The following is a 13,769-nucleotide window of genomic DNA, read 5'->3' on the forward strand; positions in this document are numbered from 1 at the left end:
CCGATTTCAGTAATTCTCGAGCGTGGCGCTGGCCAAACCGGGAAAGTCTGTAATCAGGCTATCTACGCCGAAGTCGGCGAGCCTGCGCATCAGCGCCGGTTCGTTGACCGTCCACACCGACACATGCAACCCCTGACGCTGCGCGCGCTGCAGTCGTTCGGGGGTGCAGAGTGTCCAGTTCAACGCCAGAATCTCGCAACCATAGCTTTGTGCGACCTTCAATGGGTCGAGCCAGGCGTATTCGGCCACCAGTCCGCGTGACAGGTCCGGCGTCAGCTCTACCGCAGCCTTCAGCACTTCGCGCGAACTCGAGGTCACGGTGACCTTGTCCAGCAGCCCGAAACGCTGCGCCATCTCGCGAATCGCCAGGACCGTGGTCGCCGCCCGTGTACGCGAAGCGCTTTTGACTTCCAGCTGCCAGTGCTCGAACGCGCATTTCTCGAACAGCTCTTCCAGGCGCGGGATCGGGCAGGGGTTGACCCAGCCCGGGCCGCCCTTGCGCGCATCGTAGGTCACCAGTTCGGCAGCGGAGTGCTCAACCACCTTGCCGCGACGGTCAGTGGTGCGTTTGAGGGTCGGGTCGTGGATCACCATCAACTCGCCGTCCATGGACAGGTGCAGATCGAGTTCGCAACGACGTACGCCGTGTTTCAGGCATTCCTGAAAGCTGGTCAGGGTGTTTTCCGGTGCTTCGCCTTTGGCGCCGCGATGGCCATAAATCAGGGTCACGATTGCTCCTTCACGGAAAGTATTTCCATTCGATGGTGATTGCCAGGTAGATCAATCCGGCGTCGGGTCGCTCTGTTCGCGCGCCAGGCGGCGTTCCTGTGCCTGTTTTTGCAGGATATAGCGCGCCAGGAGCTGGCGCTGGGCGTCGGTCAATGATTCGAACTCGGTGCCGATTTCGAAGTTGCCGAAGCTGCGGGGTTCGCAATGGGTGACCTTGGCCCGCAGCAGGAGGCCCAGGGCCTGGGGCATCAGCAACAGCTTCAGGGCCAGGTGGCTGCCGGCCGGGTAGGCGAGGTTATGTTCGAATTCGATGCCGCCTTCGGACAGTTTCACTCGCTGGGGTTCGCCAAACTTGCCGAGTACGGTCTGTGCCACCACTTGGCCGAGCAGGTCGATGCGCTTGTTCATCACTTTGAGGTAGCTGGCCAGGGTTCGATCACGCTCGCTGACCTGGCGCAGCAGATGCTGGGATTCGAACTCGCTCAAGTGCAATTCGCTGAGCAAATTGAACAGTGGCGAAGCATCCTGCAACACTTCCTTGCTCGCCGCGTCATGGGCGGACAAGGGGCTAATTTCCAGTGCGATCATGTCCTCGATACGGTAGTATTCGCGGCGATCTTCTTCATCTAATGTCGACATGGCGAACCCATGGTAGCGGCGGTGGTCTGAGTGTAAAGCTGCTTACCAAGCCCCGCCACAAGGACGTCTTCTTTTCCTCCGAACAAGCCCCGACATGTTCAGACCTCTCTTCGTATTTATTGGCACGCGTTATACCCGTGCAAAGCGACGCAATCATTTTGTGTCATTCATTTCCCTGACCTCGATGATCGGACTCGCCCTCGGCGTAGTGGTGATGATTGTCGTGCTGTCGGTGATGAACGGCTTCGATCATGAGATGCGTACCCGCGTGCTGGGCATGGTGCCCCACGCGACCATCGAATCCGGTGAACCTATCAGCGACTGGCAGGGCCTGGCGGATAAAGTCCGGCAGAACCCCAAGGTGCTGGCGGTTGCGCCCTTCACCCAGATGCAGGGCCTGCTGACCAACAACGGCCAGGTGCAGAAGGTGCTGCTCAACGGCATCGACCCGGCCCGCGAGCGGCAAGTTTCGATCATCGATAACTTCATGCAGCAGGGCAAACTGGACGACCTGGCGCCCGGCAGTTTCGGCATCGTCATCGGCGACAAGGCGGCGAGCAAGCTCGGCGTCGGCCTGGGCGACAAGCTGACCTTCGTCGCGCCGGAAGTCACGGTGACCCCGGCCGGAATGTTCCCGCGGATGAAGCGCTTTACCGTGGTCGGTATTTTCCATGTCGGCGCCGGCGAGCTGGACGGTTACCTGGGGGTCACCAACCTTGAGGACCTGAGCCGACTGCACCGCTGGAAGCCGGACCAGATCCAGGGTCTGCGCTTGAAGTTCGACGACCTGTTCGAGGCGCCGCGCACTGCCTGGGAAATCGCCCAGCAGTTGGGTGAAAGCCACTACTACGCCCGTGACTGGACCCGCACCCACGGCAACCTGTATCAGGCCATCCGCATGGAAAAAGCCATGATCGGCCTGTTGTTGCTGCTGATCGTCGCGGTGGCGGCCTTCAACATCATTTCCACCCTGGTGATGGTGGTCAACGACAAGAAGGGCGATATCGCCATCCTGCGGACCCTGGGCGCGACCCCTGGCACGATCATGGCCATCTTTATGGTGCAGGGCACGGTGATCGGCGTGGTCGGTACATTGATCGGTGCGGTGGTCGGGATATTCGCCGCGCTGAATGTGAGTGCGGCGATATCGGCCCTCGAAGGCCTGATCGGACACAAATTCCTCAACGCCGACGTCTACTTCATCGACTACCTGCCGTCGCAGCTGATGGCCGATGACGTGTTGATGGTCTGCGGCGCCGCGCTGGTCCTGAGTTTCCTCGCCACCCTGTATCCAGCCTGGCGTGCCGCGCGCACCCAGCCTGCGGAGGCGCTACGTTATGAGTGAGTTGGGCATGAGTGAAAAAGCAATCTTGAGCTGCCGCGATCTGGGTAAGTCCTATGACGAAGGCCCGGAATCAGTCGTGGTGTTGTCCGGCCTTCAGCTGGAGCTGCACCCGGGCGAGCGAGTGGCCATTGTCGGGACGTCCGGCTCGGGCAAAAGTACCTTGCTCAACCTGCTGGGTGGTCTGGATACGCCTTCCAAGGGCAGTGTCTGGCTCGACGGTGAAGAGCTTTCAGCGTTGAGCGAGAAAAAGCGCGGCCTGTTGCGTAACCGCTCCCTGGGCTTCGTCTATCAGTTCCACCACTTGCTGGCGGAGTTCACCGCGCTGGAAAACGTCTGCATGCCGCTGCTGATCGGCAAGACCGCAATCCCGGAGGCCCGCCAGCGTGCCACGGCGTTGCTGGAGCGGGTCGGGTTGGGTCACCGCCTGGAACACAAACCGGCCGAGCTCTCGGGCGGCGAGCGCCAGCGCGTGGCCATTGCCCGCGCCCTGGTCAACCAGCCGGGCCTGGTGATGCTCGACGAGCCCACCGGCAACCTCGATTCGCACACCGCCCAGGGCATCCAGGACTTGATGCTGGAGCTCAGCACCTCGATGCGCACGGCGTTCCTGGTGGTGACTCACGACATGAACCTGGCTCGGCAGATGGACCGCGTACTGCACTTGCAAGAAGGCCATCTGGTCGCGATTTGATGCGGCCGCACACGGCGCTGGCGGCTACACCTGCCGGCGCCGGGTTTTTAATTTTTCTACGGTGCCTCGCCCATGTTCAGACCGTTATCGATCTTTATCGGCGCGCGCTATACCCGCGCCAAGCGTCGCAATCGCTTCGTTTCCTTTATCTCGATGACCTCGATGATCGGCCTCGCCCTCGGTGTGCTGGCAATGATCGTGGTGCTGTCGGTGATGAACGGCTTCCAGCGCGAAATGAGCTCGCGCATCCTCGGTATGGTGCCCCACGCCACCATCGTGGGCGTCAAGCCGATCGATGACTGGCAGCCCGTCGCCGCTGCTGCGCTGAAAAATCCTGAAGTCACCGCCGCCGTGCCCTTCACCGAGATGGAAGGGATGCTGTCGTACAAGGGCGCGATGCAGCCGATCCAGATCAGCGGCATCGACCCTGCCCAGGAAGGCAAGGTGTCGATCGTTGCCCAGCATATCGTCCAAGGCCGCCTGGAAGACCTCAAGCCCGGCGAGTTCGGGGTGGTGATCGGTGAAATCACCGCACGGCGCTTTCGCTTGAATGTCGGCGACAAGCTGACCCTGATCGTGCCCGAAGTCAGCAGCGCTCCAGGCGGTATTACGCCGCGCATGCAGCGCCTGAACGTGGTCGGCGTGTTCAAGGTCGGGGCCGAGCTGGACGGCTCCATGGGCCTGATCCACGTGGCCGACGCGGCCGAGATGCAACGCTGGCAGCCCAATCAGGTGCAGAGCGTGCGGCTGGCGGTCAAGGATCTGTACGCTGCGCCGCAAGTCTCCAGTGACATCGCCAAGGGCCTCGGCGCCGACTTCAAGGCCGACGACTGGACCCACACCCAGGGCAGTCTGTTCAGCGCAATGAAGATGGAAAAGACCATGATCGGCCTGCTGTTGCTGATGATCGTCGCCGTGGCGGCCTTCAACATCATCGCGACGCTGATCATGGTGGTGAACGACAAAGGCGCGGATATCGCGATCCTGCGTACCATCGGCGCCACGCCACGGCAGATCATGGCGATCTTCATGGTCCAGGGCACGGTGATCGGGATTGTCGGCACGTTGATCGGTGGCGTGCTCGGTGTGATTGCGGCGTTGAACGTGAGCGAATTGGTGGGCTGGCTGGAGCGGATCAGCGGCCAGCATATCTTCAGTTCCGACGTGTACTTCGTCAGCAACCTGCCTTCCGAGCTGCAAGGCGGCGATGTGGCGCTGATCTGTGGTGCCGGCTTCGTCCTGAGCTTCCTGGCCACGGTGTACCCGGCCTGGCGCGCGTCCAAGGTCGAACCGGCGCATGCGTTGCGTTATTCCTGAGGCTTGAGGCCGTTATGCCGGCCGGGGTCAGTCCCTGGTCGGCAGCTCGATCACAAACCGGGTCCAGGCACTGCCTGATTCGCAATGAATCTGCCCTCCATGGGCACGGATGATCGACTGGGTAATCGCCAGCCCCAACCCCGCATGTTCACTGCTGCCTTCACGGCGCGCCGGATCGGCGCGATAGAAACGGTCGAACAGGCGCGGCAGCAGTTCCGGGGCAATCCCCGTGCCGCTGTTCTCGATGCTCAGTCGCAGCCCGCCAGGTGTCTCCTCGATGCTTACCCGAACCCGCCCTCCGGCCGGGGTGAAGCGCAGGGCATTGTCCAGCAGGTTGGACAGGGCCCGGCGCAGCATGCTGCGGTCGCCATTCAGGCGCGCCGTGCCTTCGCGGGTCAGGCTGACCTGCACGTCTTCCGCCAGAGGGGCGTAAAACTCCAGCAGCATGTCAGCCTCGTCCGCCAGCTCCAGGGCTTCACGCCGTGGGGTCAGCAGGCCGTGGTCGGCCTTGGCCAGGTACAGCATGTCGTTGACCAGTTGCGCCATCCATTGCAGCTCTTCGAGGTTGCTGTGCAGCGCTTCGCGGTAATCCTCCAGCGCGCGCGGGCGGGTGAGGGTGACCTGGGTGTGGGTCAGCAGGTTGGACAGCGGCGTGCGCAGCTCATGGGCAATGTCGGCAGAAAAGGCCGATAGTCGCTGAAATGAATCATCCAGGCGCCCGAGCATGTCATTGAAGGTGCGCGCCAGATTGGCCAGTTCGGCGGGCATCTGGTCCTGGGGCAGGCGTTGGGTCAGCGAGCTGGCAGACACCCCGGCGGCGACTTCACTCATACGCCGCAATGGGCGCAGGCCGCTGCGGGCAGCCCAGGCGCCGAGCACCGCAGTGGCCAGCGCCGAGAGGCCCACGGTCAGCCAGATCAGGTGTTGCATGCGCTGCAGGAAATGCTGGTGATGGGTGATGTCGAGCATCAGGGTCAATGTGGCCGAGTGCGGATTGTCCGGTTCTAGCGCGACGCTGTACACGCGGTAGGCGTTGTCTGCGTCATGCAGGCTGTGCAAGTTGCCGTCCATCGGCGCGGGCATGCTCAGGTTCGCGGCGCTGTCGAACCAGGTTTGCCCGTCCGGACCCTGGACGCGCAGCGCCAGGTCTGGCTGATGGTTGAGCTCAGCCTGCAACTGATGCTTGCGCTCGGCAAACCGCTGGATGTCGCTGGCGCCTTGCAGTGCGCTGCGCAAGGTCATCAGCTTGCTGTCCAGTAATTGCTGGTCGAGTTCGATGAAGTGGGCTTCACTGGCGCGGCTGAACAGCACCCCGGCGAGCAGCGAAACCACGGCGGTGCACGCTGCAAACAGCAGCGCCAGGCGGCCACTCAACGACAGCCGGCGCATCAGGCCTGGCGCTCTTCAAGCACATAGCCCATGCCTCGCACGGTGTGGATCAGCTTGTTGGGGTAGTCGTCATCGATCTTCAGGCGCAGGCGCCGAATCGCGACTTCGATGACGTTGGTGTCGCTGTCGAAATTCATGTCCCAGACCTGGGAGGCGATCAGCGATTTGGGCAACACCTCGCCCTGGCGTCGCAGGAGCATTTCCAGCAGGGAGAATTCTTTGGCGGTCAGGTCGATGCGCTGGCCGTCGCGTTCGACCCTGCGGCGGATCAGGTCCAGGCGCAGGTCGGCCAGTTGCAGGCTGGTTTCCTGCGGGGCGGCGCTGCCACGGCGCAGCAGGCTGCGGACCCGGGCCAGCAGTTCAGAGAAGGCAAAGGGTTTGACCAGGTAGTCGTCGGCCCCCAGTTCCAGGCCGTGGACCCGGTCTTGCACGGCATCGCGGGCGGTGAGGAACAGCACCGGGGTGTCGAGCCCGGCGGCGCGCACGGCCTGGAGAATCTGCCAGCCGTCGCGCCCCGGCAGCATCACGTCAAGGATCAACAGTGCGTAATCGCCGGTCAGCGCCAGATGTTGGCCGCTGGTGCCGTCGGCCACCAGCTCGGTACAGAAGCCGGCCTCGCTCAGGCCCTGGCGCAGGTAATGGCCGGTTTTCGGTTGGTCTTCGACGATCAGCAGTTTCATGGGCGACTCGTGGCAAACGTAACGGCTGCTTTATACCTTGGGTGGTTGCAAGGTGGCGCAAGCTGACAAAGTTGTAATCTAGCAGTCAGCTGGCTGGCAGCGGCGCGGCGTTAGAGTTTCCCACAAGCTGAATGTAATCGTGTTGGAGTGTGACTATGGCGTTGGCAAGAAAGCACCTTTTAACCCCGCTGCTAGTGGCCGGCTGTTTGCTGGTCTTGAGTGGCCCGGCACCGGCTTCGCCGGCCCAGGGCTATGATTTCGGCCAGCCGGCCGCTGCATCCAAGGCTACACGCACGGTGGAAGTGGTGATGGGGGATATGTCGTTCGATCCCAAGGCGCTGCAGATCAAGGCCGGTGAGACCGTGCGTTTTGTGCTGATCAACAAGGGGCAGTTGCTGCACGAGTTCAACCTGGGCAATGCGGCGATGCACGCCGAACACCAGCAGGAAATGCTCAAGATGCAGCAGAGCGGAATGCTCACCCCTACGGCCATGAACAGCATGCCCGCCGGGGCCATGGACCATTCAGCCATGGGCCATGGTTCGATGCCGGGCATGGATCATCAGGCCGTGATGAAACACGACGACCCCAACAGCGTGCTGGTGGAGCCGGGCAAGACGGCGGAATTGACCTGGATCTTCAGCAAGGCCGGCAGCCTGGAGTTCGCCTGCAATATCCCGGGGCATTATCAGGCCGGCATGGTCGGCAAGCTGACCGTCAGCCAGTAAGCGCCGGGGGCTCAAGGCGCGAGCAAAGGCTGGTAGAATCGCCTGATTCTTCAGTCAGGTTTCCGCCATGCATCCCGCAGCCGAACATTCGCCGCTGGGCAAGTCCAGTGAATACGTCTCTACCTACACCCCGTCCTTGCTGTTCCCGATTCCACGGGCGGCCAAGTGGGCCGAGCTGGGCCTGAGCGCCGAAACCCTGCCTTATAAGGGCGTGGACTTCTGGAATTGCTTCGAGTTGTCCTGGTTGCTGCCTTCTGGCAAGCCCGTGGTGGCGATCGGCGAGTTCAGCATTCCCGCGGACTCGCCGAATATCATCGAATCCAAGTCGTTCAAGCTCTACCTCAATTCGCTGAACCAGACGTCGTTCGCCGATCGCCAGAGCCTTGAGGAAACCCTGCGCCGCGATTTATCGGACGCTGCCGGCAAGCCGGTGGGGGTGCGTGTTCGCAGCTTGGGCGAGGTCGAGGCCGAAGGCGTGGTGGCGTTACCCGGGACCTGCATCGACGAGTTGGATATCAGTGTCAGCAGTTATGAGCATCCGCGTCCGGAGCTGCTGCGCTGCGATCCGTCGCGTGTCATTGAAGAGAGCGTGCACAGCCATCTGCTGAAATCCAACTGCCCGGTCACCAGCCAACCGGACTGGGGCAGTGTGGTGGTGGAGTACCGCGGTGCGGCGCTGGATCACGCGAGTTTGCTGGCGTACCTGGTGAGCTTCCGCCAGCACTCGGATTTCCACGAGCAGTGCGTGGAGCGGATCTTCCTTGACCTGCAGCGCCTGTTGCAACCGGAGAAGCTGACGGTCTATGCGCGCTACGTGCGCCGTGGCGGGCTGGATATCAACCCGTACCGCAGCACCGAAACGGCGCAATTCCCCAACTTCAGGCTGGTGCGTCAGTAATAAAAAGCCCCGCTTATTGAGCGGGGCTTTTTTGTTTGATGCCGTTCAGATTCCGATGTTGCCGAGGGTCTGCACAATGTTGCGCAAGGTTCCGGCAATGGCGGGGTGTTCAAGCTCGAAGCGTTCGACGGCAAGGTTGACGCCGTCGGCGAGGCTGGAGTCCTGGGTGGCATTCTCGAGTTTGATTTCCAGTTCGATCTGTTGCATCAGATCTTGCAGATTGTCGCGCTCGGCTTGCGAAAGCGGAGGGTTCTGCTCCAATTGCTCGCGCAGGGTATCGAGTTGTTCTTGCAGTTCGCGGGCAGGCATGGCGTTCTCCCTTTATTGATAGGCACAGGCATGGACCGCGGCACTGAGCTAAAGGTCCATGGCCAGGCTGTTAGAGTAATCCACTCCCACGTGTGCTGCATGATCTCGATCAACGAGGGTATGTCAGGGTTTTTCGCCCTTTTTCCGGCGCAAGCCGATGTCTGCCAGGCAGGTGGAAAGCTCCCCCAGATGGTCGATCACCGAATGCACGCCGAGGCCGAACAACTGCATGGTTGCCCTGCCGCGCTTGAGTTCGCGTTCCTGCTGGCTCAAGGCCTGCCACTCGGCCGGAGCCAGGCCGCATAGCGAGCCGCAGGATGCCAGACCGATGGTCCAGAGACCGGCGTTCAAACCGGATTGCAGGAGTCGCGGTTCGCCGCTGACCAGCACGCAGCCGTCCAGCCGAGTGACATTCAGCGCCATCAGCGCCTGCCAGCAGGCATCCGGGGCGGGCCATTGGGTGGGGTTGGCGATAGTCGGTTGGATCCATGGCGGCAGCGCCGCCGCCAATTGCTGACTGACATCGCCAGGCAGTTCATCGAGCCAGGCGCAGGGGATCCCTTGATGCTTGAGGTTGCCCAGGGCCTCCAGTGCGCCGGGCGTGGCGTGGCTGTGGGCGCGTTCGGGCGCGCGATGGGTCTGGGCGCCAAAGTCCACCAGGCAACCGCTAAGGCCGAACAACACGGCGGTCAAAGTGGGAGAGGGCAGGGGTAAGGCGTCAGCGTTCGGCATATCAACGTCCTTGAAATAGCCGCAAGGCTAGCGGGCCCTGATGACGGTTGGGTGACAGCCCGGTGAATGGCAAGTCATGCTTGAGGCATCAACTTGGCGTGCGCAATGCTGCCTAAACGTCGCCATCCGTTTTATACTGAGCCGCTTAACGCCAGGGCATAGCCCCCGCGACAGAACAATCCAAGGAGTTTCTGCTATGCGCTGGAGCAGTCATCTAGTTCAGCTATGCGTGTGTGCCGGTGTGATGTTGGTGCCGTTTGCGGCCCAGGCCGCTGAAGATGATCCATGGGAAAGCATCAACCGCCCGATCTTCACCTTCAACGATAAACTCGACACCTATGCCCTCAAGCCACTGGCTCAAGGCTACCAGGCGATTACCCCGCAGTTTCTGGAAGATGGTATTCACAACTTCTTCCGCAATATCGGTGACGTAGGCAACCTGGCCAACGACCTCCTTCAGGTCAAGCCGCGCGCGGCCGGCGTCGACACCGCACGCCTGCTGATGAACACCACCTTGGGTCTGGCCGGGTTTTTCGATGTCGGCACCAAGATGGGCCTGCAGCGCAACGACGAAGACTTCGGCCAGACCCTTGGTTACTGGGGCATGCCTAGCGGCCCATACGTGATGCTGCCGTTCTTCGGGCCCAGCACTGTGCGTGATGCGCCGGCCAAGTATGTGGACAGCTACACCGAACCCTACCGCTACATGAATGACATCCCGGCGCGCAATATGACGATCGGCCTGGATATCATCGATACGCGCGCCAGCCTGCTGTCGGCCGAGAAGCTGATCAACGGCGACAAGTACACCTTTATTCGCAATGCCTACCTGCAGAACCGCGAATTCAAGGTCAAGGATGGCCAGGTTGAAGACGACTTCTAATCTTTGGCGTTAAATGAAAAAAGGCGGCCATTGGGCCGCCTTTTTCGTGGGCGAGGGTTCAGTTCATCTTAAGGATTGTAAGGCCAAGTTTCTGAGTGTGGTCCTGAAGCTCGGTGACCCAGACCACTTCGGTCTCTGCTTCCAGCCCTCTGAGCGCCGTATGCTCGGAGTCGATACGCACGCTGAGCCGATCACCGACCTTGAACGATCGTGTCGCCTGGACCTGCATCCCACTGCTGGAAAGGTCGATACAGACGGCTGGAATCACTTGCCCCTGATGAATCAGCGTGACCTCTGCATCCACGCGCATGCGAATGTAATCGCGCTTTTCACTGTAGTCCCGTTCGTTTTGGCTCATGGGTTCCGTCCTGCGATTACGTTGCGGTTTTGCCTGTTCTTATAACTCCCGGTGATTTGCGGTGTAAAGACGCCAGGCGACCATCGGCGTGAGCTTGAAACGCCCCGCGGATGGGAGTACCGTCTGCGCCTTAGAAGGGCACCTCTGTTGGACGAGCGTGCAGGGCTCCGGGCCTTGGCTCCAACTCCAGAGTGGCTAGAAAGCGAATCCAGTAGTGTGCGCCGGGTCTCAGCCTCGCCGCCTACGCCAACCTAATTCTGGCGCCGTTTGCCCACATGCAAAAAACCAGTGCCACGCTGCTGATAATCGATGACGACGAAGTAGTGCGCGCGAGCCTCGCGGCCTATTTGGAAGACAGTGGCTTCAGCGTCCTTCAGGCCGGCAACGGCCAGCAGGGTCTTCAGGTATTCGAGCAAGAGAAGCCCGACTTGGTGATCTGCGATCTGCGCATGCCGCAGATGGGCGGCCTCGAACTTATCCGTCAGGTAACCGACATCGCACCGCAAACCCCGGTGATCGTGGTATCGGGTGCGGGCGTAATGAATGACGCGGTCGAAGCATTGCGTCTTGGTGCGGCGGATTACCTGATCAAACCGTTGGAAGATCTGGCGGTGCTCGAGCACTCGGTGCGTCGGGCCCTGGATCGTGCGCGGTTGCTGCTTGAAAACCAGCGTTACCGCGAGAAGCTTGAAGCCGCCAACCGCGAGCTTGAAGCCAGCCTGAATCTGTTGCAGGAAGACCAGAATGCCGGGCGCCAGGTGCAGATGAATATGCTGCCGGTCAGCCCCTGGTCGATTGATGAGTTCAACTTCGCCCATCAGATCATCCCGTCGTTGTACCTGTCGGGGGATTTTGTCGACTACTTCAGGGTCGACGAGCGCCGGGTTGCTTTCTATCTGGCGGACGTTTCCGGTCATGGCGCCTCGTCAGCATTCGTTACTGTCCTGTTGAAGTTCATGACCACGCGCTTGTTGTTCGAGTCCAAGCGCAATGGCACATTGCCAGAATTCAAGCCTTCGGAAGTCCTTGGCCATATCAACCGTGGCCTGATCAGCTGTAAGCTGGGTAAACACGTCACTATGGTCGGTGGAGTCATCGACGAGGAGACCGGTTTGTTGACCTATAGCATTGGCGGACACCTGCCATTGCCTGTGTTGTACACGCCAAGCAGTGTGCGTTACCTGGAAGGGCGCGGTCTGCCGGTGGGCTTGTTCACTGAAGCCACCTATGAAGACCACATCCTGGAATTGCCGCCGACCTTCAGCCTGACGCTGATGTCTGATGGCATTCTGGACCTTTTGCCAGAACCCACACTCAAAGAGAAAGAAGCCGCCTTGCCTGAAAGGGTAAGAACGGCAGGCGGCAGCCTGGATGGTCTGCGGCAGGTTTTTGGATTGGCCACGCTAGGGGAGATGCCGGATGATATCGCCCTGTTGGTGTTGAGCAGGAATCTTTAATGAGTACCGGTAGAATCCAGTTCGCCGAGCAGGACGGCACCTTTGTCCTGAAGTTCGTCGGTGAAGTACGCCTGACCCTGTGTTCGGCGTTGGATGCGACTATTGAGCGGATTTTCACGGCGCTGAACTTCTCGGCCATCGTGATCGATCTGACCGAAACCCGCAGCATCGACAGCACCACCCTTGGCCTGCTGGCCAAATTGTCGATCCTGTCGCGGCAGAAGGTCGGTCTGTTGCCCACGGTCGTCACCACCCACGAAGACATCACCCGTCTGTTGCAGTCGATGGGCTTCGATCAGGTGTTCAACATCGTTGATCGTCCGATTCCCTGCCCGGAATGCCTGACTGACCTGCCGTCTCAGGATCAGTCGGAAGAAGTGGTGCGGATCAAGGTGCTGGAAGCGCACAAGATCCTCATGGGGCTCAACGACTCCAACCGAGAAGCCTTTCACGACCTGGTGAATGCGTTGGAGCGTCACTGATCGATTAAGGCGCCAGGCGCATAAAAAAGGGCGAACCCTCACGGGTTCGCCCTTTTTTGCTTGGGCGTGGATCAGTTCACAGCTTGGCGGCCAGCAGGGCTTCCAGTTTCTCCTGGTCGCGGGCGAACTGGCGAATGCCTTCGGCGAGTTTCTCGGTAGCCATGGCATCCTCGTTCGAGGCCCAGCGGAACTGCGACTCAGTCAAGCTCTGGCGGGCTTCGCCTGCTGCGCCCGGGGCCAGCTTGCGTTCCAGCTTGCCGTTGTCGGCAGCCAGTTTCTCGATCAGGTCCGGGCTGATGGTCAGGCGATCACAGCCGGCCAGTTGCTCGATCTGGTTCAGGTTGCGGAAGCTGGCGCCCATGACCACGGTCTTGTAATCGTTGGCTTTGTAGTAGTTGTAGATACGGGTTACCGACTGCACACCCGGATCGTCGGAACCGCTGTAGTCGGTGCCGTTGGCTTTCTTGTACCAGTCGTAGATGCGGCCTACGAAGGGGGAAATCAGGAACACCCCGGCTTCGGCGCAGGCGACGGCCTGGGCGAAGGAGAACAGCAGGGTCAAGTTGGTCTGGATACCTTCGCGCTCCAGCTTCTCGGCGGCGCGGATACCTTCCCAGGTGGAGGCGATCTTGATCAGCACCCGATCGCGGCCAATCCCGGCTTTTTCATACAGCCCGATCAGGCGATGGGCGCGTTCCAGCATGGCATCAGTGTCGAACGACAGGCGTGCGTCCACTTCGGTAGAAATCCGCCCCGGAATCACTTTCAGGATTTCCTGGCCGACAGCAACGGCAAAGCGGTCGCTGGCCAGGCCCACATCGCCCTTGCAGTCGCTGACGCAGGCGTTGAGCAGTTCGGCATAACCTGGGATGGCCGCAGCCTTGAGCAGCAGCGAAGGGTTGGTGGTGGCATCCACCGGCTTGACCCGGGCAATGGCTTCGAAGTCGCCGGTATCGGCAACGACGGTAGTGATCTGTTTGAGTTGTTCCAGCTTGGAAGTCATGGGCGTGCTCTGTCCTGTGGGTCTGGTGACATTACCCGAGCGCTGACAGCGGCTCAAGGGCGCATAGGCGTATCGTCGGCTGCAGGGGCAACTCCCTGAGAACAGGCGTTTGAATGCGCAGGCGCTATG

Annotated in this window: 16 protein-coding genes; 8 read left to right on the forward strand and 8 right to left on the reverse strand. The window is 60.9% G+C overall.

Translation table 11 applies throughout. The features are described 5' to 3' along the window. Positions 1-6: 6 nt before the first annotated feature. Together JFU57_RS17855 and JFU57_RS17860 are read right to left on the reverse strand one after the other, a co-directional pair. On the reverse strand, positions 7-729 hold the full coding sequence (locus JFU57_RS17855) for a glycerophosphodiester phosphodiesterase (RefSeq protein WP_078471223.1): 723 nt from the start codon (positions 727-729) through the stop codon (positions 7-9). Between the two features lie 51 nt (positions 730-780). Beyond that, a complete protein-coding gene (locus JFU57_RS17860) occupies positions 781-1,368 on the reverse strand; it encodes a PilZ domain-containing protein (protein WP_078471224.1) in 588 nt (195 codons plus the stop codon). Between the two features lie 94 nt (positions 1,369-1,462). Between JFU57_RS17860 and JFU57_RS17865 the strand changes: the two genes are divergently transcribed. The 3 genes from JFU57_RS17865 (at position 1,463) to JFU57_RS17875 (ending at position 4,721) form a co-directional block, all read left to right on the forward strand. Then, positions 1,463-2,713 (forward strand): lipoprotein-releasing ABC transporter permease subunit, encoded by a 1,251-nt coding sequence (locus tag JFU57_RS17865; protein WP_201130241.1) that lies wholly within the window; start codon positions 1,463-1,465, stop codon positions 2,711-2,713. Positions 2,714-2,720: 7 nt separating this feature from the next. Beyond that, on the forward strand, positions 2,721-3,404 hold the full coding sequence (lolD, locus tag JFU57_RS17870; protein WP_178102957.1) for a lipoprotein-releasing ABC transporter ATP-binding protein LolD: 684 nt from the start codon (positions 2,721-2,723) through the stop codon (positions 3,402-3,404). A 72-nt stretch (positions 3,405-3,476) separates the two neighbouring features. After that, complete coding sequence (locus JFU57_RS17875; protein ID WP_078471227.1) at positions 3,477-4,721, forward strand: lipoprotein-releasing ABC transporter permease subunit; 1,245 nt, start codon at positions 3,477-3,479, stop codon at positions 4,719-4,721. A 27-nt stretch (positions 4,722-4,748) separates the two neighbouring features. Here the strand turns inward: JFU57_RS17875 and JFU57_RS17880 are convergent, their stop codons facing one another. Beyond that, on the reverse strand, positions 4,749-6,110 hold the full coding sequence (locus JFU57_RS17880) for a heavy metal sensor histidine kinase (RefSeq protein ID WP_274609825.1): 1,362 nt from the start codon (positions 6,108-6,110) through the stop codon (positions 4,749-4,751). After that, positions 6,110-6,790, reverse strand: a complete 681-nt coding sequence (locus JFU57_RS17885; RefSeq protein WP_078471229.1) for a heavy metal response regulator transcription factor — start codon at positions 6,788-6,790, stop codon at positions 6,110-6,112. Before JFU57_RS17885 ends, JFU57_RS17880 begins: the two co-directional genes overlap by 1 nt. A gap of 155 nt (positions 6,791-6,945) precedes the next feature. Here JFU57_RS17885 and copI point away from each other — a divergent pair, with 155 nt between their 5' ends. Together copI and queF are read left to right on the forward strand one after the other, a co-directional pair. Further along, a complete protein-coding gene (gene copI / locus JFU57_RS17890; RefSeq protein WP_201130243.1) occupies positions 6,946-7,518 on the forward strand; it encodes a copper-resistant cuproprotein CopI in 573 nt (190 codons plus the stop codon). A 67-nt stretch (positions 7,519-7,585) separates the two neighbouring features. Further along, entirely contained in the window at positions 7,586-8,416 is an 831-nt protein-coding gene (queF, locus tag JFU57_RS17895) for an NADPH-dependent 7-cyano-7-deazaguanine reductase QueF (RefSeq protein WP_201130245.1), read from the forward strand. Between the two features lie 45 nt (positions 8,417-8,461). Here queF and JFU57_RS17900 read toward each other — a convergent pair whose 3' ends face one another. Then, positions 8,462-8,725: a DUF4404 family protein gene (locus JFU57_RS17900; RefSeq protein ID WP_078471232.1), complete on the reverse strand. Its 264-nt coding sequence runs from the start codon at positions 8,723-8,725 to the stop codon at positions 8,462-8,464. A gap of 123 nt (positions 8,726-8,848) precedes the next feature. Then, positions 8,849-9,457, reverse strand: coding sequence for an HAD family phosphatase (locus JFU57_RS17905; RefSeq protein WP_201130246.1), 609 nt, complete (start codon positions 9,455-9,457; stop codon positions 8,849-8,851). 244 nt (positions 9,458-9,701) lie between these two features. Here JFU57_RS17905 and JFU57_RS17910 point away from each other — a divergent pair, with 244 nt between their 5' ends. After that, positions 9,702-10,340: an MlaA family lipoprotein gene (locus tag JFU57_RS17910; RefSeq protein ID WP_446739674.1), complete on the forward strand. Its 639-nt coding sequence runs from the start codon at positions 9,702-9,704 to the stop codon at positions 10,338-10,340. A gap of 58 nt (positions 10,341-10,398) precedes the next feature. On the opposite strand, the gene JFU57_RS17915 is transcribed toward JFU57_RS17910, so the two are convergent. Next, a complete protein-coding gene (locus JFU57_RS17915) occupies positions 10,399-10,698 on the reverse strand; it encodes a PilZ domain-containing protein (RefSeq protein ID WP_078471235.1) in 300 nt (99 codons plus the stop codon). Between the two features lie 275 nt (positions 10,699-10,973). On the opposite strand from JFU57_RS17915, the gene rssB reads away from it, so the two are divergent. Together rssB and rssC are read left to right on the forward strand one after the other, a co-directional pair. Then, positions 10,974-12,155: a two-component system response regulator RssB gene (gene rssB, locus JFU57_RS17920; RefSeq protein WP_078471236.1), complete on the forward strand. Its 1,182-nt coding sequence runs from the start codon at positions 10,974-10,976 to the stop codon at positions 12,153-12,155. After that, entirely contained in the window at positions 12,155-12,637 is a 483-nt protein-coding gene (rssC, locus tag JFU57_RS17925; protein ID WP_068587814.1) for an anti-sigma factor antagonist RssC, read from the forward strand. The genes rssB and rssC overlap by 1 nt, the downstream gene beginning before the upstream one ends. A 76-nt stretch (positions 12,638-12,713) precedes the next feature. On the opposite strand, the gene tal is transcribed toward rssC, so the two are convergent. After that, positions 12,714-13,640 carry a transaldolase gene (tal, locus tag JFU57_RS17930; protein WP_201130250.1) on the reverse strand — a complete coding sequence of 309 codons (927 nt, stop codon included), beginning with the start codon at positions 13,638-13,640 and terminating at the stop codon, positions 12,714-12,716. Between the last annotated feature and the right edge of the window lie 129 nt (positions 13,641-13,769).

Origin of the sequence: Pseudomonas sp. TH07 (assembly GCF_016651285.1) — a bacterium.
In the GTDB taxonomy this organism is placed as follows: Bacteria; Pseudomonadota; Gammaproteobacteria; order Pseudomonadales; family Pseudomonadaceae; genus Aquipseudomonas.

What these genes read in the sequence shown, in the direction of transcription:
- JFU57_RS17860 (WP_078471224.1), bottom strand. Translation starts at nt 1,368, where the DNA reads ATGTCGACATTAGATGAAGAAGATCGCCGCGAATACTACCGTATCGAG.
- JFU57_RS17865 (WP_201130241.1), top strand. Translation starts at nt 1,463, where the DNA reads ATGTTCAGACCTCTCTTCGTATTTATTGGCACGCGTTATACCCGTGCA.
- lolD (WP_178102957.1), top strand. Translation starts at nt 2,721, where the DNA reads ATGAGTGAAAAAGCAATCTTGAGCTGCCGCGATCTGGGTAAGTCCTAT.
- JFU57_RS17875 (WP_078471227.1), top strand. Translation starts at nt 3,477, where the DNA reads ATGTTCAGACCGTTATCGATCTTTATCGGCGCGCGCTATACCCGCGCC.
- JFU57_RS17880 (WP_274609825.1), bottom strand. Translation starts at nt 6,110, where the DNA reads ATGCGCCGGCTGTCGTTGAGTGGCCGCCTGGCGCTGCTGTTTGCAGCG.
- JFU57_RS17885 (WP_078471229.1), bottom strand. Translation starts at nt 6,790, where the DNA reads ATGAAACTGCTGATCGTCGAAGACCAACCGAAAACCGGCCATTACCTG.
- copI (WP_201130243.1), top strand. Translation starts at nt 6,946, where the DNA reads ATGGCGTTGGCAAGAAAGCACCTTTTAACCCCGCTGCTAGTGGCCGGC.
- queF (WP_201130245.1), top strand. Translation starts at nt 7,586, where the DNA reads ATGCATCCCGCAGCCGAACATTCGCCGCTGGGCAAGTCCAGTGAATAC.
- JFU57_RS17900 (WP_078471232.1), bottom strand. Translation starts at nt 8,725, where the DNA reads ATGCCTGCCCGCGAACTGCAAGAACAACTCGATACCCTGCGCGAGCAA.
- JFU57_RS17905 (WP_201130246.1), bottom strand. Translation starts at nt 9,457, where the DNA reads ATGCCGAACGCTGACGCCTTACCCCTGCCCTCTCCCACTTTGACCGCC.
- JFU57_RS17910 (WP_446739674.1), top strand. Translation starts at nt 9,702, where the DNA reads ATGTTGGTGCCGTTTGCGGCCCAGGCCGCTGAAGATGATCCATGGGAA.
- JFU57_RS17915 (WP_078471235.1), bottom strand. Translation starts at nt 10,698, where the DNA reads ATGAGCCAAAACGAACGGGACTACAGTGAAAAGCGCGATTACATTCGC.
- rssB (WP_078471236.1), top strand. Translation starts at nt 10,974, where the DNA reads ATGCAAAAAACCAGTGCCACGCTGCTGATAATCGATGACGACGAAGTA.
- rssC (WP_068587814.1), top strand. Translation starts at nt 12,155, where the DNA reads ATGAGTACCGGTAGAATCCAGTTCGCCGAGCAGGACGGCACCTTTGTC.
- tal (WP_201130250.1), bottom strand. Translation starts at nt 13,640, where the DNA reads ATGACTTCCAAGCTGGAACAACTCAAACAGATCACTACCGTCGTTGCC.